The 18,608-nt window shown below is 61.8% G+C and carries 15 protein-coding genes; 7 read left to right on the forward strand and 8 right to left on the reverse strand.

Annotation, left to right across the window (positions count from 1 at the left end; translation table 11 throughout):
• Positions 1–85: 85 nt before the first annotated feature.
• The 3 genes from L6D89_RS30030 (at position 86) to L6D89_RS30040 (ending at position 3,760) form a co-directional block, all read left to right on the forward strand.
• On the forward strand, positions 86–1,504 hold the full coding sequence (locus L6D89_RS30030) for an aminotransferase (RefSeq protein ID WP_236202067.1): 1,419 nt from the start codon (positions 86–88) through the stop codon (positions 1,502–1,504).
• Positions 1,505–1,557: 53 nt separating this feature from the next.
• On the forward strand, positions 1,558–2,427 hold the full coding sequence (locus tag L6D89_RS30035; protein ID WP_236173622.1) for a helix-turn-helix transcriptional regulator: 870 nt from the start codon (positions 1,558–1,560) through the stop codon (positions 2,425–2,427).
• 322 nt (positions 2,428–2,749) lie between these two features.
• A complete protein-coding gene (locus L6D89_RS30040) occupies positions 2,750–3,760 on the forward strand; it encodes an alpha/beta fold hydrolase (protein WP_236202068.1) in 1,011 nt (336 codons plus the stop codon).
• 699 nt (positions 3,761–4,459) lie between these two features.
• Here the strand turns inward: L6D89_RS30040 and choV are convergent.
• The 4 genes from choV to L6D89_RS30060 form a co-directional block, all read right to left on the reverse strand.
• The gene (gene choV, locus L6D89_RS30045; protein WP_236173620.1) at positions 4,460–5,638 is read right to left on the reverse strand and encodes a choline ABC transporter ATP-binding protein; all 1,179 of its coding nucleotides are present in this window, start codon (positions 5,636–5,638) and stop codon (positions 4,460–4,462) included.
• A 5-nt stretch (positions 5,639–5,643) separates the two neighbouring features.
• The gene (gene choW, locus L6D89_RS30050) at positions 5,644–6,483 is read right to left on the reverse strand and encodes a choline ABC transporter permease subunit (RefSeq protein ID WP_038803445.1); all 840 of its coding nucleotides are present in this window, start codon (positions 6,481–6,483) and stop codon (positions 5,644–5,646) included.
• A 42-nt stretch (positions 6,484–6,525) separates the two neighbouring features.
• Complete coding sequence (locus L6D89_RS30055; RefSeq protein ID WP_054907626.1) at positions 6,526–7,464, reverse strand: choline ABC transporter substrate-binding protein; 939 nt, start codon at positions 7,462–7,464, stop codon at positions 6,526–6,528.
• 237 nt (positions 7,465–7,701) lie between these two features.
• Positions 7,702–8,646 (reverse strand): choline ABC transporter substrate-binding protein, encoded by a 945-nt coding sequence (locus L6D89_RS30060; protein ID WP_236202069.1) that lies wholly within the window; start codon positions 8,644–8,646, stop codon positions 7,702–7,704.
• A 348-nt stretch (positions 8,647–8,994) separates the two neighbouring features.
• On the opposite strand from L6D89_RS30060, the gene L6D89_RS30065 reads away from it, so the two are divergent.
• The 4 genes from L6D89_RS30065 to L6D89_RS30080 all read left to right on the forward strand — a co-directional run bounded on the left by L6D89_RS30065 (position 8,995) and on the right by L6D89_RS30080 (position 14,390).
• The gene (locus L6D89_RS30065) at positions 8,995–10,371 is read left to right on the forward strand and encodes an L-serine ammonia-lyase (RefSeq protein ID WP_236202070.1); all 1,377 of its coding nucleotides are present in this window, start codon (positions 8,995–8,997) and stop codon (positions 10,369–10,371) included.
• A gap of 384 nt (positions 10,372–10,755) precedes the next feature.
• Positions 10,756–11,862, forward strand: coding sequence for a choline metabolism transcriptional regulator GbdR (gene gbdR / locus L6D89_RS30070; protein WP_024766695.1), 1,107 nt, complete (start codon positions 10,756–10,758; stop codon positions 11,860–11,862).
• A 165-nt stretch (positions 11,863–12,027) separates the two neighbouring features.
• Entirely contained in the window at positions 12,028–13,491 is a 1,464-nt protein-coding gene (locus tag L6D89_RS30075; protein ID WP_236202071.1) for a hypothetical protein, read from the forward strand.
• A gap of 245 nt (positions 13,492–13,736) precedes the next feature.
• Positions 13,737–14,390 (forward strand): hypothetical protein, encoded by a 654-nt coding sequence (locus L6D89_RS30080; RefSeq protein WP_236202072.1) that lies wholly within the window; start codon positions 13,737–13,739, stop codon positions 14,388–14,390.
• Positions 14,391–14,919: 529 nt separating this feature from the next.
• Here the strand turns inward: L6D89_RS30080 and L6D89_RS30085 are convergent.
• The 4 genes from L6D89_RS30085 to L6D89_RS32675 all read right to left on the reverse strand — a co-directional run.
• Complete coding sequence (locus tag L6D89_RS30085; protein ID WP_236202073.1) at positions 14,920–15,432, reverse strand: hypothetical protein; 513 nt, start codon at positions 15,430–15,432, stop codon at positions 14,920–14,922.
• On the reverse strand, positions 15,429–15,917 hold the full coding sequence (locus L6D89_RS30090) for a hypothetical protein (RefSeq protein WP_236202074.1): 489 nt from the start codon (positions 15,915–15,917) through the stop codon (positions 15,429–15,431). The genes L6D89_RS30085 and L6D89_RS30090 overlap by 4 nt, the downstream gene beginning before the upstream one ends.
• Positions 15,918–16,269: 352 nt before the next feature.
• On the reverse strand, positions 16,270–16,668 hold the full coding sequence (locus L6D89_RS30095) for a hypothetical protein (protein WP_236202075.1): 399 nt from the start codon (positions 16,666–16,668) through the stop codon (positions 16,270–16,272).
• A gap of 8 nt (positions 16,669–16,676) precedes the next feature.
• The coding region (locus tag L6D89_RS32675; protein ID WP_276574852.1) for a DUF637 domain-containing protein at positions 16,677–18,608 on the reverse strand (1,932 nt) is incomplete at its 5' end.

An 18,608-nucleotide genomic window follows, 5' to 3' on the forward strand; every position in this document is an offset into this window, starting at 1 on the left:
CAACCACCCGCCCCGGCCTGAGCGCCGGGGCACGGGGAGAAGGCTCTCCCCCACCATGAATAACCGAAAGTCCGAGGTACAGACGATGACCACCACCACCCCAGCCTTCTTCGCCCAGTTCAACGACGAGCAGCTGGTCGCCGCCGACAAAGCCCACTACATGCACGGCTACCACGTGTTCGACGATCACCGGGTCAACGGTGCGTTGAACATCGCCGCCGGCGAGGGCGCGTATATCTACGACACCAAGGGCAATCGCTACCTGGATGCCGTGGGCGGCATGTGGTGCACCAACATCGGCCTGGGCCGCGCGGAAATGGCCGACGCCATCGCCGAGCAGGTGCGCCAGCTGGCCTACTCCAACCCCTTCTGCGACATGGCCAACGTCACCGCCATCCAGCTCTGCGAGAAGCTCGCCGAACTGGCCCCGGGCGACCTCGACCATGTGTTCCTCACCACCGGTGGCTCCACCGCCGTGGACACCGCCTACCGGCTGATCCAGTACTACCAGAACTGCCGCGGCAAGCATGAGAAGAAGCACATCATCAGCCGGGTCAACGCCTACCACGGCTCGACCTTCCTCACCATGTCGCTGGGCGGCAAGGTTGCCGACCATCCGGCCGAGTTCGACTTCCTCAAGGACGTCATCCACCACATTTCCTGCCCCAACCCCTACCGCGCACCGGAAGGGATGACCGAGGGCGATTTCCTCGAATTCCTGGTGAAGGAATTCGAAGACAAGATTCTCGAACTGGGCGAGGACAAGGTCGCCGCCTTCTTCGCCGAACCGATCATGGGCTCCGGCGGCGTGATCATCCCGCCCAAGGGCTACCACCAGCGCATGTGGCAGGTGTGCCAGAAGTACGACGTGCTCTACGTCGCCGACGAAGTGGTGACCTCCTTCGGCCGCCTCGGCGCGTTCTTCGCCTCCGAGGACGTATTCGGCATGCAGCCGGACATCATCACCACCGCCAAGGGCCTGACCTCCGGCTACCTGCCGCTGGGCGCGTGCATCTTCTCCGACCGCATCTGGAAAGTGATCGGCGAAGCCGACAAGGGCCGTTGCTTCGCCCACGGTTTCACCTACAGCGGGCACCCGGTGAGCTGCGTCTCGGCGCTGAAGAACATCGAGATCATCGAGCGCGAGAACCTGCTCGACCACGTGAAGGACGTCGGCTCCTACCTGGAGCAGCGCCTGCAGGAACTGGCCGAGCTGCCGCTGGTGGGCAGCGTGCGCTGCCAGAAGCTGATGGCCTGCGTCGAGTTCGTTGCCGACAAGCGCAGCAAGGTGCTCTTCCCCGAGGAGCTGAACATCGGCGAGAAGATCCACCTGCGCGCCCAGGCCAAGGGCCTGCTGGTGCGGCCGATCGTGCACCTGAACGTGATGTCGCCGCCGCTGACCATCACCCGCGCGCAGGTCGACGAGATCGTCGACACGCTGCGCGAGTCGATCCTCGAGGCCGCCGAAGACCTCCAGCGCAGCGGTGATTACGCGGGGCACTGATGATCGATCCGAGGATTTTGCCTACACCCCGGCAGCCCTTTATGCTGCCGGGCATGAGCGAATCTCAGGCACTGAGCGAAACCTCCGACGCACTGGCCCTGCATGCCTGGCATGCGGGGCTGGCGCGCGCCATGGCCAGCGTCGCTGAAGTCATCTTCGTCGAGCGCCTGGCCGACGCGCTGGGCTGCCTTGTGCCGCTGGAGTCAGTGATGCTCGGCCTGGAACAGCGCGGCCAGCCGCCGCAACCGCTGTACCAGCGCGGCATCGACCCGGAACACCATGAGGCGCTGATCGACCGCTACTACGCCCGCGGCTACCTGCTCGACCCCTTCTGCCTGGCCATGGAAGACGGCCTCACCGAAGGTTTCTACCCACTGGCCGACATCGCCCCGGACGACTTCTTCGCCAGCGAGTACTACAAGACCTACTACCTCAAGTTCGGCTGCACCGAGGACTGCCACTTCATCATCGACCTGGGCGAGGCGCGCAAGGTCTCGCTGTGCCTGTACCAGGGCAAGAGCGGCGCGCGCTTCAGCGAAACCCAGCTGGACCTGCTGGCCACCGTGCTGCCGCTGGTGCGCGAGCTGATCCGCCAGTTCGAACGCAACGGCGGGCTGGACCTGCTGCTCGCCGGGCGCGGCGTGAGCGTCAGCCCGGCGGATGCCCAGGCGCCGCTGAACCGGCACATCCGCGCGGCCTTCATGAACTTCGGCGCCGACCAGCTCACCGAGCGCGAGCGGGAAATCGCCCACCTGCTGCTGCGCGGCCACTCGGTGAAATCCAGCGCGCGGGTGCTGGATATCTCGCCCGAGACGGTGCGCATGCACCGCAAGCACCTCTATACCAAGCTGGAGATCAACTCCCAGGCAGAACTGTTCTCGCTGTTCATCGACTGGCTGACTGGCGACGCCACCGCGGCCTGACGCCCGCTTTTGTAGGATGGGTAGAGCGCAGCGATACCCATCGCCCCGCTTGCCATCAGCATGGGTATCGCTGCGCTCCACCCATCCTACGATCATGACACCGCAGCGGGTCCTGGCCTGTAGGAGCGAGCTTGCTCGCGAACCACTCGACCGCAGAGCCGCCGGGAAATCGGGTCGCGAGCAAGAACTGGTCGCCCCCCCTCGCTCCTGCAAAAAAGCGCTCCTCGCATTACCCGCCGATGCGGCATCCCGCCCGGAAATCTGCCAACCTATGTCCATTCCCGCTGTCTGACCCGTGCCCCACCACCAGGAGAGCTCCCCGATGCCCCGCCGCTGGCTACCCGCCTTGCTGTTGGCCGCCGCCCTGCCGCTGCACGCCGCCGAATCCAAACCCACCTATGGCCCGGAACTGGAGCGCTTCAACTACTCCTACCCGGTCGGCCATTACAGCTTCGCCTCCCAGGGCCACCACATGCACATGGCCTACATCGATGTGAAGCCGAAGAAACAGCCCAACGGCCGCACCGTGGTGCTGCTGCACGGCAAGAACTTCTGCGCCGGCACCTGGGAAACCACCATCGCCGCGCTGAGCGATGCCGGCTACCGCGTGGTGGCGCCGGACCAGATCGGCTTCTGCAAGTCCACCAAGCCCGAGCGCTACCAGTACAGCTTCCAGCAACTGGCGACCAACACCCACGCGCTGCTGGAGCACCTGAAGATCGGCAAGATCACCCTGCTGGGCCACTCCACCGGCGGCATGCTCGCCACCCGCTACGCGCTGATGTATCCGCAGCAGGTCGAGCAGTTGGCGATGGTCAACCCCATCGGCCTGGAGGACTGGAAAGCCCTGGGCGTGCCCTACCGCACCCCGGACCAGTGGTACGAGCGCGAGCTGAAGACCAGCGCCGAGGGCATTCGCCAGTACGAGCAGGCGACCTACTACGCCGGCCAATGGAAGCCCGAGTACGACAAGTGGGTGAACATGCTCGCCGGCCTGTTCAATGGCGCCGGCCATGAGCGCGTGGCGTGGAACTCGGCACTGCTCTACGACATGATCTTCACCCAGCCGGTGGTCTACGAATTCGGCCAACTGAAGATGCCGACCCTGCTGCTGATCGGCACCAAGGACAACACCGCGATCGGCAAGGACATCGCCCCGGACGATCTGAAAGCCAAGCTGGGCAACTACGCCGAGCTGGGCAAGGCGACCGCCAAGGCCATTCCCAACGCCACCCTGGTGGAGTTCGACGACATGGGCCACGCGCCGCAGATCCAGGACCCGAAACGCTTCCACGATGCGCTGCTCAAGGGCTTGGCGGACCTGAAGCACTGACCTGGCAGGTCTGTAGGAGCGGACTTCGTCCGCGATCGATTCCGCTTCGCGCCGGATACCATCGCGGACGAAGTCCGCTCCTACGGTTCTTGCAACATCGGCGCGAGGCCCCCTCACCCCAGCCCTCTCCCGAAGGGAGAGGGAGCCGTTCGGAGTGCTGGATCGGAAACGAAGGTAGCCGGAAAGCTCCAAGCCTCCCGAACGCAGAGGACAGTCCCCTCTCCCCTTGGGAGAGGGCTAGGGTGAGGGCCAGCCCTCGCGCGGGGCTGACCTGTAGGAGCGAGCTTGCTCGCGAACCGCCCAACCGCAGGGCCGCCGGGTAATCCGTTCGCGAGCAAGAACTGGGCGTCCCCCTCGCTCCTACAAACATGCAGCCCCCAGGCACGCGAATAGCACACACAAAAACGCCGGCCCCCTCGCAGGGAGCCGGCGTTTTCATATGGCCGAACGATTAGCCCAGGTTCTTGCCCAGCAACGCGTGGTACAGCCCGCTGAGGCAGCGGAGTTTCCCTGTAGGAGCGAGCTTGCTCGCGAACCGCCCAACCGCCCAACCGCAGGGCCGCCAGGTAATCCGTTCGCGAGCAAGAACTGTGCGTCCCCCTCGCTCCTACAAACACGCAGCCCCAGGCACGCGAATTGCGCACACAAAAACGCCGGCCCCCCTTCGCAGGGAGCCGGCGTTTTCATATGGCCGAACGATCAGCCCAGGTTCTTGCCCAGCAACGCGTGGTACAGCTCGCTGTCGCCGAGCACGCCGACCACGCGGCTCTGCTCCTGCAGCACCAGCTTGTGGCCGGTCTGGTAGCGGATCTGCAGTGCGTCGCGCATGCGGATGTTGACGTCCACCAGGGTCGGCTCGTGCTTGAGCTTCTCCACCGGGTCACCCGGGCGCCATTGCTGCAGGTCGATGATGTTGCTGCCCTGGCGTGCGGTCTTGATCTGGTTCGACTCGGTCAGGCCCAGCCAGCAATCGCGGCCCTGGTCGAAGCACACCTCGTCGGCCTGGCGGCGGCACTGGTCCAGGCCTCGCATCAGGCTGGAGCCGCAGAGCACGTTGAGCGGGTTGGTATGGGCGACGAAGGTACGCACGTAGTCATCCGCCGGGCTGAGCACGATTTCCTCGGGCTTGCCGTGCTGGATGATGCGTCCGTCCTTCATGATCGCAATACGGGTACCAATCTTCAGCGCCTCGTCGAGGTCGTGGCTGACGAAGACGATGGTCTTGTGCAACTGGCGTTGCAGCACCAGCAACTCGTCCTGCAATTGCTGGCGAATCAGCGGGTCGAGCGCAGAGAAGGGTTCGTCCATCAGCAGGATGTCGCCATCCATCGCCAGCGCGCGGGCCAGGCCGACGCGCTGCTGCATGCCGCCGGAGAGCGAGTCCGGGCGCTTGTCACGCCATTGCGAGAGGCCGACCAGTTCGAGCTTCTCGTCGATCACCTTCTTCCGTTCGTTGGCCGGGCGGCCCTGCATCTCCAGGCCGAAGCCGATGTTCTCGGCCACGGTCAGCCAGGGCATCAGCGCGAACTTCTGGAACACCATGGCGATGCGCTTGGTACGCATGGTCTTGAGCGTCGCCGGCGAGCAGTTGGCGATATCCACCTGCTGGCCCTCGTGCTCGATCAGCAGCTTGCCGCGGCTGACCCGGTTGAGGCCGTTGATGCAGCGCAGCAGGCTGGATTTGCCCGAACCCGACAGGCCCATCATCACGCAGATCTCGCCGCGATTGACGTCCAGGCAGGCATCCTCGACACCCAGCACCTGGCCGGTGCGCTTGAGGATTTCCTCGCGGCCCAGGCCCTGGTCCAGCAGCTTGAGCGCTTCCTTGGTGTGGGTGCCGAATATCACATCCACATGTTCGAATCGAATCGCCGACATAGTGCTTACCTCCCCCGCAGCGAACGTTGCTTGCACACCCGGTCGAGCAGGATGGCGAGCAGGACGATGGCCAGACCGGCCTCGAAGCCGAGGGAAATGTCCGCGGTGTTGAGCGCGTTGACCACCGGCTTGCCGAGGCCGTCAGCACCCACCAGCGCGGCGATAACCACCATCGACAGCGACAACATGATGCATTGGGTGATCCCCGCGCCGATGCTCGGCATGGCGTGCGGCAGCTCGATGCGCGTCAGCAGTTGCCAGCGCGAGCAGCCGAAGGCCTTGCCGGCGTCCATCAGTTCCGCCGGCACGTCCTGGATACCCAGGCAGGTCAGGCGGATGGGCGCGGCGATGGCGAAGATCACCGTGGAGATCAGGCCCGGAACCACCCCCAGGCCGAACAGGGTCAGGGTGGGGATCAGGTAGACGAACGTTGGCACCGTCTGCATCAAATCCAGCAAGGGCCTGAGCCCGGTGTAGAACCAGGGCTTGTGCGCCGCCAGGATGCCCAGCGGCACCCCGATGGCGATACACACCACTGTGGCGAAGATCACCTGCGCCAGGGTCTCCATGGTCTCCTGCCAGTACCCCAGGTTGAGGATCAGCAGCAGCGAAGCCAGGGCGAATACGGCCAGGCCCCAGCTGCGCTGGATGTAGAACACCAGGAAGACCATCAGCGCGATCAGCGCCAGCGGGTTGAACCAGAGCAGGCTGTTGGTGACGCCGTGGATGAGGAACTCGAGGGTGTCGGAAATCTTGTCGAACACCGACGCGCCATGTTGCGTGAGCCAGTCGACGAAGGCGGCGATATGCTCGCCCAGCGGTAGCTTGTGGTCAGTCAGAAACATAATGCGGGCCCATCAGAAGCTTAGGGAATCGGCCAACGGCAATTATTTTGCGAATGCCACCTTGGCTGCCGCCAAGGCCGGTTTGCCGTCACGGGTGGTCACGCCGGCGAGCCAGGCGTCGAGCAGTTCCGGATGGTCCTTCAACCAGGCTTTGGCCGCCTCTTCGGGTTTCTTGCCCCCGTTGAGCACGGCGTCCATGAGTTTGTTTTCCATATCCAGGGTGAAGGTCAGGTTGGTCAGCAGCTTGCCGACGTTCGGACATTCCTGGGCGTAGCCCTTGCGCACGTTGGTGTAGATGGTCGCGCCGCCATAGTTGGGGCCGAACACGTCATCGCCACCTTCGAGGTACTTCATCTTGAAGCGGGTGTTCATCGGATGCGGTTCCCAGCCCAGGAACACGATCCACTGGTTGCGCCGGTCGGCGCGCCCGACCTGCGAGAGCATGCCGGCTTCGCTGGACTCCACCAGCTTGAACTTGCCCAGGCCGAACTGGTTCTTGTCGAGCATCCCCTGGACCAGGCGGTTGCCGTCGTTGCCCGGCTCGATGCCGTAGATCTTGTTGTCGAGCTTGTCGGCGAACTTGGCGATGTCGGCGAAGGACTTCAGGCCGCCGTCATAGGCCGCCTGGGTGACGGCCAGGGTGTACTTGGCGCCCTCGAGGTTGGCTTTCACCGTCTCCACCGAACCGTTGTCGGCGTAGGGCTTGATGTCGTTGGCCATGCTCGGCATCCAGTTGCCGAGGAAGACGTCCAGGTCCTTGTTCGCCAGCGACTTGTAGGTCACCGGCACGGACAACATGGTCACCTTGGTCTTGTAGCCAAGGGATTCCAGCACCTGTCGGGTAGTAGCGGTGGTCACGGTGATGTCGGTCCAGCCGACGTCGGAGAAACGTACCGTGCCGCACGAGTCAGGTTCAGCGGCCTGAACCGCCAGCGGCGCGCAAATGGACACAGCCAGCAGCAAAGACTTGAAACCATTCATGAGCGTACTCCTCTGCGGGGTGGGGCGCCGGCGCTGCCCACAGTGGGGCGCGGCGGTCTGAATTATGGTTGGGGTCGGGAGGGACCCTTTTGTTGTCATTTCGTAAACGATCATGGAGCAGGAAAATTTCGTCGCCTACCGGGTGGGTCGCATCCAGTGCAGGCGAAGTCGTATTCAGCACCAGCCATGTCGCATCCAGTGGAAAGGCCCGGTTCCAGCGACTTGCAGAGGCCAGGATCATTCCATGGCGGCGGTTTTCTGGCCCCCTGGCGACGCGTTCGATGTACTCGGTGCGACGCCCTGCAACCAGCCATCGAGCACCTGCGGATTGGCCTTAAGCCAACTCTTGGCGGCCTGGCGCGGATTGCGTCGCTCGTTGAGCACCGCATCCATCAACTGGTTCTCCATCGCCAGGTCGAACTTCAGGTTCTTCAACAGGCGCGCCACATTGTGGCACTCCTGAAGATAGCCTGCCCTGACGTTGGTGAAGACCGTTGCTCCGCCATAGTCGGGACCGAAGTAGGAATCCCCTCCCGCCAGATAGTTCATCTGGATTCGGGTATTCATCGGGTGCGGCTCCCAGCCCAGGAACACGATCGGCTGCTTCAAGGCCCCGGCTCGCTTGACGTAGGCCAGCATGTCGGCCTCGCTGGATTCGACCAGTTTGAAGTCGCCCAGGCCGAAGGCTTTTTCCTTGATCATCTTCTGGATCAACTGGTTGCCATCGTTGCCCGGCTCGATGCCGTAGATGCGCCCGCCCAGCTGATCCTTGAATTTTGCGATATCGGCAAAAGTCTTCAGGCCCGCCTCGTAGGCATAGCGCGGCACTGCCAGGGTGTACTTGGCGCCCTCGAGGTTGGCGCCCACGGTTTCCACCTGGCCCTTGTCGGCGAACGGCTTGATGTCGTTCGCCATGCTCGGCATCCAGTTGCCGAGGAACACGTCGATCTTCTTCTCCGCCATGGCCTTGTAGGTGTCCGGCACGGACAGCCGCACCACCTGCGTGCGATAGCCCTGGTGGCTGAGCACCAGGCGGGTGACCGCCGTGGTCACGGTGATGTCGGTCCAGCCGACATCGGCGAGGCGCACCACGGCGCAGGACTCGGGTTCGGCTTCGACGGCGCGCGCAGCGCCCGGTAGTACCACGGATAACGCCAACAGCGACGACACAAGACTCTTCATGAGGCCAGCCTCTGACTGCGGAGAAGGGGGGTGGATACGGGCGAACGCGGCCGTTCGTCGGTGGCGGATCATGGAACAGCAACCTGCCGCACGCCTATCGACCGGTCGTGGTTCACGGCACTCGCGTCGTAAAAAGGCAAGCTTTCGTCGGCCCCGGAACAGGCAACCCGGCGCCCCGCATCGGCGCGGTGCACAAGCGGCGTTATTGGATACGGCCGCGTCGCCGATGGACGCAGCCGGCGTCGGACTTGGGCCGATCATGGCCGGGCATCGCGGGCACAGGGACGTGCCTACTCATCCCTTCAAGAGATGCCCCTTCATGGATGCGCAGCTCGCCCGGAGTCCGGCATGGCAATCAGTGTGTTCGACCTGTTCAAGATCGGTATCGGCCCGTCCAGCTCGCACACGGTCGGCCCCATGCGCGCCGCTGCGCTGTTCATCGGCGCCCTGCGCGAACGGCAGATGCTCGAACGCACCAGCCGCGTGGAGGTGCGCCTGTACGGCTCGCTGTCCGCCACCGGCGTCGGCCACGGCACCGACCGCGCGGTGATCATGGGCCTGATGGGCGAATGGCCGGACCGTATCGATCCGCGCCAGATCGAACCGCGCATGGCCGCCCTGCGTGAATCCGGCGAACTGCTGCTGGCCGGCAGCCGGGCGATTCCCTTCGACTGGATCCGCGACATGCGCCTGCTCGAAGAGAACCTGCCCTACCACCCCAACGCCATGCGCCTGACCGCCATCGAAGGCGACCACGTGCTGCACAGCGACACCTACTACTCCATCGGCGGCGGCTTCGTGGTCGACGAGGAACAGGCCGCCTCCGGCAGCCTCGACACCGACAACAGCGTGCTGCCCTACGACTTCGCCAGCGCCGCCGAACTGCTCATGCTCTGCCGTCGCCACAACCTGCGTGTGTCCGAGCTGATGATGGCCAACGAGCGCGTTTGGCGCAGCGAAACCGACATCCGCGAAGGCCTCAAGGTCATCTGGCAGGCCATGCGCGACTGCGTGAACAACGGCCTGAGCCACGAAGGCATCCTCCCTGGCGGCCTCAACGTGCAGCGCCGCGCCGCGCGCCTGCACCGCAACCTGCAGGAAATCGGCAAGCCCAACGTCATCGGCTCGACCCTCTCGGCGATGGAATGGGTCAACCTCTTCGCCCTCGCGGTGAACGAGGAAAACGCCGCCGGCGGGCGCATGGTCACCGCACCCACCAACGGCGCGGCCGGGATCATCCCGGCGGTGCTGCACTACTACATGCGCTTCAACCCCGACGCCAGCGACGACGACGTCACCAACTATTTCCTCGCCGCCGCCGCCGTCGGCATCCTGTGCAAGAAGAACGCTTCCATCTCCGGCGCCGAAGTCGGCTGCCAGGGCGAAGTCGGTTCTGCCTGCGCCATGGCTGCCGCGGGCCTCGCCGAAGTACTCGGCGCCTCGCCCGAACAGGTGGAGAACGCCGCCGAGATCGGCCTGGAGCACAACCTCGGGCTGACCTGCGACCCGGTCGGCGGTCTCGTCCAGGTACCGTGCATCGAGCGCAACGCCATCGCCGCGGTGAAGGCCATCAACGCCGCACAGATGGCCCTGCGTGGTGACGGCCAGCACTTCATCAGCCTCGACCAGGTGATCCGCACCATGCGCAACACCGGCGCCGACATGCACGACAAGTACAAGGAAACCTCGCGCGGCGGATTGGCCGTCAGCATCATCGAGTGCTGACCCGCTATCGACCACGCCAGACCCGACGCGCCCCCTGATGGCGCAAGTGCAACGCCCGTCCCGACGACACAAGGGCGTTACCGTTCCGGGCACAGCTCCGCCGGTCGCGTGACCGGTGAGTGCTACCAAAAACCCCAGCCCACGATTCATGCGTATTTGCGACCTTCGAGGCGTCGCAATCCGGGCCTGCAAAAGCGGCATTCCCATGCCGTTTTCTTTTTTAATTGAACGCCCATTCAACCTAGGCACGGCATTTGCCTTGCTATTGGGTAGAGAGCAATCAGAGGAATGGCCCAGGGCGATCCCGGGGCGAATTTCCCAACAGAAGAACAAGCATAAGAAACGCCTCCAGCGAGGCGACTGTGACTAGCGTGAGGTGACTGAATGAATGCGTTCAACCCCGGAGTTCCCCCGCAAAACCGAGCTCCGCAGTCCATCGGCTTCCTGCTGCTGGACAACTTCACCCTGATCTCCCTGGCCTCAGCGGTGGAACCGCTACGCATGGCCAACCAGCTGTCCGGACGCGAACTCTACCGCTGGCACACCCTGAGCCTCGACGGCCGCCAGGTCTGGGCCAGCGATGGCCTGCAGATCACCCCTGACGCAGCGTGCGACAGCGCCCCGCAGATGGACACGCTGATCGTGGTCGGCGGCGTCGGTATCCAGCGCAGCGTCACCCGCGAACACACCACCTTCCTCCAGGCCCAGGCGCGCCTGGGCCGCAAGCTCGGCGCCGTGTGCACCGGCAGCTGGGCCCTGGCCCGCGCCGGCCTGCTCGACGGCTACGACTGCTCGGTGCACTGGGAATGCCTGGCGGCCATGCAGGAAGCCTTCCCCCGCGTGGCCATGAGCACCCGCCTGTTCTCCATCGACCGCAACCGCTTCACCTCCTCCGGCGGCACCGCGCCGATGGACATGATGCTGCACCTGATCGGCCGCGAGCATGGCCGCGAGCTGTCGGCGGCGATCTCCGAGATGTTCATCTACGAGCGCATCCGCAACGAGCAGGACCACCAGCGCGTGCCGCTCAAGCACATGCTCGGCACCAACCAGCCCAAGCTGCAGGAAATCGTCGCGCTGATGGAAGCCAACCTCGAGGAGCCCATCGACCTCGACGAACTGGCCGTCTACGTCAACGTCTCGCGCCGCCAGCTCGAGCGCCTGTTCCAGAAGTACCTGCACTGCTCACCGTCGCGCTACTACCTGAAGCTGCGCCTGATCCGCGCGCGCCAGTTGCTCAAGCAGACGTCGATGTCGATCATCGAAGTCGCCTCGGTCTGCGGCTTCGTCTCCACGCCGCACTTCTCCAAGTGCTATCGCGAGTACTTCGGCATCCCGCCGCGCGACGAGCGCCAGGGCCAGCCAATCGGCCAACCGGTGATGGTCATGCCGATCCCGCAGGACCTCGCCCTCATGCCCAACTCCTCGGCCATCTCGGCCCTCAGCCAGGCCCAGGGCGAATCCACTTTCGCCAGCGTGCGGGTGCTCTGAGACGCTTTCCCGCAGACCCGAAGGGAGGCCCGACGGCCTCCCTTTTTTCCTGCCTGTGACGCATTACTCTCCATCATTCAGATTCGTCTGAATCGCAAACCGCCCTGAATCCCGCAGTCTCCGAAGCGTCGGCCACCTCCGGCGAGCTTCGGAAGCACGGGACACATGGACACCGCCCTCGACTACCTGGCCCAGCGAACGCGGGAGCTGTACCGCACGGCCATCGAACTGAACCACTCGACGCTGACCGGCATCCAGTTGCTGCGCCAGCTCGAACGCCTGCGCCCGCAGGTCTTCGACGTCAGCCGCCACCTCACCGAGCTCTTCGGCGAGCACGCTGGCACCCTCGAACGGGCGCGGGCGGACAAAGCGGAAAAGCTCATCGTCGCCCTGCACCGACGGCTGCTCGGCGGCTACTGGCACCTGCTGCGCACCCGCCGAGCCGAGCGCAAGACCGCCGCCCTGCTGATGCAGCGCCTGGTGCGCAGCCTGCAGGAAATCCATTGCAGCTGCCTGCAGAACCACCACCCGGCGCCGCCGGGACTATGGAGCCTGCTGCACCAGGTGTATGGGCGCGCCCTGAAGCTCGAAGTCCAGCACCTGCCCATCGATGACGGCGAAGCCTTCGAACTGCACAGCCAGACCGTCGCCGGCGGCTACCTGCACTGCCTGCTGGTGGCCGGCTCCCGGCCGCTGGAGGTTCCCGCGCAATGCCTGCCGGCGCTGATCGAATCCATCCAGGTATTCGCCTCCGTCGTGCACATCCAGCCGGAACGGCCTGGTAGCCACTGGCGACTCGAACAAAAGGACGACCGTCCCTTCCTTGATCCCGGCGCTGCCAACCGCGAGCAAGGACTCGCCCTGGTGCTCGACGAACTACTGGACATGCTCAAACGCTTCGCCGCCGCGAGCACGGGCGATGCCAGCTTCGACCTGAATGCCCACTTGCTCGCCTGCTGGAGCGAAGCGGAAAGCTGCGCCGAACCCTGGCAGGTTTGTCGGGGCTTCCCTGAATTGCTGGCGCACCTGGGCGTGGCTGACGACACCCGACTCGACGCACGCCACTTCGAGCGCCAGCACCAGGTGAGCGACGTCTGGTCCCAGCACGCCGGCAACCGTGGCGGGCTGGATGAGGTCGTCGCGCACCCGCGCGATATCGAGTTCAGCCGCCCGACACTCAAGGCCAGCCTTCCAGCCACTCTGCCGTTGGCACAACCCCGCACCACGGAGCAGCACTTCAGTGGTCACTGGGAAGACTCCCCACCGCCCGCCGTTGGCGAACTGCTTGGCATCCGCCGCTCTCCCGGAGGCTCCTGGCAACTGGCGCAGGTGGACAGCCTGCGCCTGCTTGGCGGCGACCGCTATGAACTGCGCGGCGCCTGGCTCTCCTCGCAGCTGCGCCCCTGCCGCCTCAGCCTGCGCAGCAAGCTGCAGGAGAGCGCGCCACGCTATGCCCTGCTGCTGCCCGACGCGAACGGCCTGCGTGTTCTCTGCCCGACCCTGCCCCTGGATGCCGGCCGCAAGGTCACCGTGGAAGACCAGGGCCAGCGCTACCTGGCCCTGCTGGGAGAGCCGGTTGGCGACACCTTCCCGCTGACCCCGCTGGAAGTGGCTGCTGACCTGCCTTGAGTGCAGGCCCTGCCCTATGCCGCCAGCGGCAGGCTCAACTGCCACGACACCCCGACTCGCTCGCACACTCAGCCAATTCAGGCGCAGCCAGGGGAAGCTCCCGCAACCATGCAGGCGAGCCAACAGAACTGCGGCGAATGGAAACATCGGACAGCCTTCAAGAGCGGCACCTTGCCATTGAACCGTGCTCTCTGGCGCTGCATCATCGCTGGCTATCACATCACGCCAAGGAAGGACGTTGCTCGATGAAATGGCTCATGCTCGCCGCCGGCGCTCTGCTGCTCAGCGGCTGCAGCTACAACAAGACCAATCTGCACAACGAAGCCGAAGCGGCCAAGTACGATCCAGCCACCAGCGCGCGTCTGCGCATCTACTCCGCGCCCGAAAAGCTCGCCTCCTATGTCCCCGGAAAAACCTGCGAGGCCTACTTCAATCACAGGGTGAATGGCCGGCTGGTGGGCGATATCGTCACGCGCACCCACGACCCCAAGCAGCGCTACATTCTCTGGCGAACCTCCGATGTGCTGAACATGAAGGCTGAGGACTACCAGAATCAGGTAATCGGCATGCCCGCCACCGCGCACACCGAAGCCGTGAAGACTGATCGATTGGGCTACGACGAATTCGTGATCCCCGCCAACCAGCCAGTACTGGTCGATATCGGCTACATGGTCGAGAACGGCCACTGCTACCCACCCGCCATTCAGTTCGTGCCCGAGGCAGGCAAGGATTACGAGGCGAGCCTCGAGTTTCGCAAGGACAGCATCATCTCCAGCGCCAAGTGCTCCGTCGACCTTGTCGCCCTCAGCGGCAGCGGAGCCATCCAGGAAACTCGCCCAGTGCCCACCAACTATTGCGGCAATGACGGTCACGGCAACTATTTCACCGTGACGCCGTAATATTAAAAAAGAAAAGAAAAAAGAAAAAGAAAAGGGGACAGATTTATTTTCGACACTCTAATCCTGACTCCGCGTCCAGCTTTAGAGTAGAAAAATAAATCTGTCCCCTTTTCGCCCTCTATGGTCGACTCAGGAATTAGAGTCAACTCATAGTCTGACCAGCCTTGAGAAAGATTCATAACATAACCGCACGTGCAAGCATATTTCGGCATCACCACATGTCCCCAGACAGCCGCCCAAACCGAATAACTGAACCATCGGAACCTTGGAAGAATATAGTCTTTATATTCTGTGCGTTAGTTTTCCCCACATACGAGCTGCAATAGAAGATATATCGACAGCAGGCAAGTCTTCCTGCACTAGAACTCCGCCAGCTTAACACAAAAATGGACAGATTTATTTTTCGTACTCTAAGCCCAACTCCGCGCCGAGTTTTAGAGTAGAAAAATAAATCTGCCCCCTTTTCGTTTTTTGTAGAAAAAATAAATTCGTCATCTTTCCCTAAGGAAATACAGAGACAAGAAAATCATCAATATCTCGCACCATAAACATCCAATTGAAACTCTTTAATTTGCTTTTCATCAAGTTCTCTAAACTCTTCCTCCAATCCAGAACCAACAAGTAGGCCAACATTTTTGCTGTAGGCCGCGTATATGGATCCAGAGCTTTCCTCAGGGATAAAGACATCTAACTCTGGGCTGGACATCTCTGTTCCACACCAAGAAACAATTGCACCACTATCTACAAACCATCTAAGCGATTTCTCAACACATGAAGTCCAGCCAATCTTATCCGGCCACACATTAAGCTTAACCTCAATAGACATATTGCTCATGTTCTCCCCATCCCACTCCCTAGGATTTATATCAACCCCCCCATTCCAAACCGCTTTAAATTCTGAAAGTTTATCTGCAATTAAACTCGAGTACCCTCGCCGCCAGTAGCCATAAAAAATTAGCCCGCCGACCTCATCTTGATAAAACTTCCCGCTGGATGGATCTGCAATGGGCCAGTAAATTCCGAGACTACTCTTTGTATTCATAACCCAAAATTCTTCATCTGTTGAGGAGACGGTGTAATAGCGGTCACAATATCCCCAGCCGCTATTTTTCCACGAGCTTCTTTTGCAACAAATATTACAACATCACTTCCATCAATAGTCCCATAGAACCCTTTCACCCGTTGACCACCTTGAGTCATGACGTGATCAAATGTTTTCGCAGGACTTGTCAGGATCGTTTCTCCTATTTCTTGAAATGCTTCGCGAGCAGCTTTAGACCCAGAGCTTGCCGTAATTACACCTGCATCTATCAAGTGCCTCGCAGAGTGATCGACGCGACCAATATTGGACAGCGCAGCCTTTGCAGCTTCCTCGGAAAAGCCTACAACGCCGTTAGCCACCTTTTCAGCAGCATCCGCCGCAAATTTCTTCTCCAGCGCCTCCAGAGCTTCCTTGGAGATTTTCCCTGCAGTCTTGTCGACAGCCGCGGCCTTACCACCTGGCGTCGGGAAAAGTAAGTCGACCAATAGCGCCGCTCCATTTTCCCAGCTCGAAGGCTCGAACAGAGTATCCCTCAAGGTTGCTGGCGAAAACTCAGCGCCGAGGAAGGCCGCGATCTTGGAAAAAAAGGGGACAGATTTATTTTCCGTACTCTAATCCTGACTCCGCGCCTAGTTTTAGAGTAGAAAAATAAATCTGTCCCCTTTTCGGCCCGTCCCCTTTTCGGCCCCGCGCTTCGATACGGGCAGCGTTGTTGGCGATTTCCTTGTGGATGCGGTGGGCGTCGTTGCTGGCGTCGACCGAGGTGATGCTGCGCTCGTTGATGACGTCGCCAACCGCGTTGCGGATGCTGCAGCGATGAGGCTTCGCGGTATCTGCCTATTTATATTCCAGCCCCTCAATAAAATCGTCAATCAGTCGCCGATCGCCATCATTCTTAGCTGACCTCCTTAAAACGGGAGCCAAGTAATACAACAGTAAATTCTTGTCAGACTCAGCCATTGGAAGTCGCGCTCTAACACATTCCAAAAGCAATTTTATAGACATAAAGGAGGCAAATACCTCATATCCCCTAGGGCCGGAAAACGGTAACTTCATAAAATAATACTGAGCCAATCTCTTCTGATCAGACCGTTTCCAAGAGCGATGTGGAATTAATAATATCGCCTCACCATAACTCTCAGAATCTATAGGATATTTGCTCATCAGCCAATCAGCAGCTCGCTTGGAGTCCATCCCAACAAGCTGTTCACAAAGAGATCTCTTTCCCTCATCCATAACGCTACCTATTTTGGATTAAACAAATTAACTGGCAACCCTGCATTGCCATTTAAAGTAGCAGGCGGCTGATAGTGACCTGAGTTATTACTCCACTGAGTTATCACCCCTCGATTGGGGCCATCATTATTCCCAAAACGAATCGAGCCAGCATATTTTACCTCACCGCCACCACTCAATCCTAAGTGAGTTGAAAAATCTTGGTTCACGTTTGGCCTCGATACTCGAATACTGCCATCAGGCATTGTCACAAAGTCATATGAACCTGACGGAGTTATTCTATTACCAGCTGGACTCTGTAACCAGTAACGGCCAGCCTCATCTTGTACTAGGGTTCTTACTGGCCGCTGTGCAACAGCGACATCATTCGGACGCAAATTAACTAGCGTGCCTCGTTCAGTAAGATTCTGAACGCTCGCCGTTCCTTTAGTCGTCCCGGCCTTCGCATTCCTAGCCAGACTACCAGCTGCCGCCATTTGTAGCAGCTGCGCAGCAACAACGGCTCCGTCACCATACTTATTCCGCAACAGCTCCAGCTGAATAGTATCGATGGCCCCTTCGTTCGACTCCGCTGCCAGGTAGATGCCAACCGCCGCGTTGACGTTCTCAAACCGCAGGCTGTCTATCGCAGCTTCGTTCAGGCCACGCTCCGCAGCCAGTTGCTTCATCACGGCTACGCACTGGTTCGGGTTCGTCTCGCATAGACCTGGCAAGTCGTCGTTCCGAGCCTTGTCCAAGGCGGCGTAGCGCTTGATGACATCTTGCTCGCAGTCGTCCTTACCACCGCAGCCTTTGATTTCCTTAGCGCGCTCCTGGATTTCTTCGTGCAGCAGGTAGTTGTACTGCGTCGAGTTCTTCGCCGCCCAAGCCCCGGTTTCGAGCTGGCTTACGCTGGCGTTGCCGTCCTGCGCCACCGCGCCGATCAGCCCCACCAGTTGCGCACTCATGGTGAGCATGGCGTCGCGGGTTTCCGGCGAGTAGACGCTGACCAGCTTGTCCAGGCCCGCCACCAACGCCTCGTTGAGGCCGGCGCCCGCCGCGCCAGCGGCGAAACTATCGCCCCGCGCTTGCGCAGCCAAGCCGCCCATCACGGCATGCATCACCACCATCTGCGCATCACCAGAACTCAGCCCGTTCTTCACGCCAAAGTCGCCAATAGCGTTGAAGCCGGCAGCGGCAAAGGTGTTGTAGACGCTGTCCTTGAGAGCATCGCCGAAGCTGCCGCCCTGGCCCAGAGTCTTGGAGAGAGCGGCGCTGGTGATGTTCTGCGCGGCCTGGTTGGCGGCGAAGCGGCTGGCGCCGCTGACGGTGCTCAGTTCCACTGTGACCTTGCCGGTAACCGGATTGGTCTTGGTCTCCAGGAACTGGTCAAAGTATCCCGTCGTTGCGCCACCCACGAGGCTGGCGATGGCGACTTGCTTGAGGTTGTCGCCGGTCAGGCTGTCGCTCAGCGTCTTGCCAATATTGCCCTTGTTGTTGATCAGGTTGACCGCTGTGGTACTGGCGAGGCTGCCCGCCGCGCCAACCCCCGCACCCATCGCGAAGGTTCCTCCTGCAACTCCTGCACTACTCAGCGCACCTGCCGCAGCCCAGCCGCCGATGGCCGCCGCCGCGATGGCCACCGCCAACTGTGTGGCCGGGCCCATGCCGGAGTGGCTGTAGCTGTACGAGTCGTGAATCTCCTTCACCGCCCGCCAATCCACATCCCCGCGCGCTTCGGCTTCCTTGATCCACGCCAGGCCCGGATCCGCCTGCACCATCGCATCGATGGCCTGGCTGACCGACTTCTGGTCGATGTGCTTGTAGTCGATCCTCAGGCCGTCCACCGCTTTGATGGCGATGTTGCCCTGGGCGATCATCTGGGTCTGGCGCAGCGTCTCGTCGGTCTTGCCTTCGCCCTTGGAGCTGGTCCAGGCGAGGTCGCTGTCGCTCTTGGCGTG

Origin of the sequence: Pseudomonas pseudonitroreducens (assembly GCF_021603645.1) — a bacterium.
GTDB lineage: Bacteria > Pseudomonadota > Gammaproteobacteria > Pseudomonadales > Pseudomonadaceae > Pseudomonas > Pseudomonas pseudonitroreducens.

Coding starts and splice junctions, on each gene's coding strand:
- L6D89_RS30030 (WP_236202067.1), top strand. CDS start 86: ATGACCACCACCACCCCAGCCTTCTTCGCCCAGTTCAACGACGAGCAG.
- L6D89_RS30035 (WP_236173622.1), top strand. CDS start 1,558: ATGAGCGAATCTCAGGCACTGAGCGAAACCTCCGACGCACTGGCCCTG.
- L6D89_RS30040 (WP_236202068.1), top strand. CDS start 2,750: ATGCCCCGCCGCTGGCTACCCGCCTTGCTGTTGGCCGCCGCCCTGCCG.
- choV (WP_236173620.1), bottom strand. CDS start 5,638: ATGTCGGCGATTCGATTCGAACATGTGGATGTGATATTCGGCACCCAC.
- choW (WP_038803445.1), bottom strand. CDS start 6,483: ATGTTTCTGACTGACCACAAGCTACCGCTGGGCGAGCATATCGCCGCC.
- L6D89_RS30055 (WP_054907626.1), bottom strand. CDS start 7,464: ATGAATGGTTTCAAGTCTTTGCTGCTGGCTGTGTCCATTTGCGCGCCG.
- L6D89_RS30060 (WP_236202069.1), bottom strand. CDS start 8,646: ATGAAGAGTCTTGTGTCGTCGCTGTTGGCGTTATCCGTGGTACTACCG.
- L6D89_RS30065 (WP_236202070.1), top strand. CDS start 8,995: ATGGCAATCAGTGTGTTCGACCTGTTCAAGATCGGTATCGGCCCGTCC.
- gbdR (WP_024766695.1), top strand. CDS start 10,756: ATGAATGCGTTCAACCCCGGAGTTCCCCCGCAAAACCGAGCTCCGCAG.
- L6D89_RS30075 (WP_236202071.1), top strand. CDS start 12,028: ATGGACACCGCCCTCGACTACCTGGCCCAGCGAACGCGGGAGCTGTAC.
- L6D89_RS30080 (WP_236202072.1), top strand. CDS start 13,737: ATGAAATGGCTCATGCTCGCCGCCGGCGCTCTGCTGCTCAGCGGCTGC.
- L6D89_RS30085 (WP_236202073.1), bottom strand. CDS start 15,432: ATGAATACAAAGAGTAGTCTCGGAATTTACTGGCCCATTGCAGATCCA.
- L6D89_RS30095 (WP_236202075.1), bottom strand. CDS start 16,668: ATGGATGAGGGAAAGAGATCTCTTTGTGAACAGCTTGTTGGGATGGAC.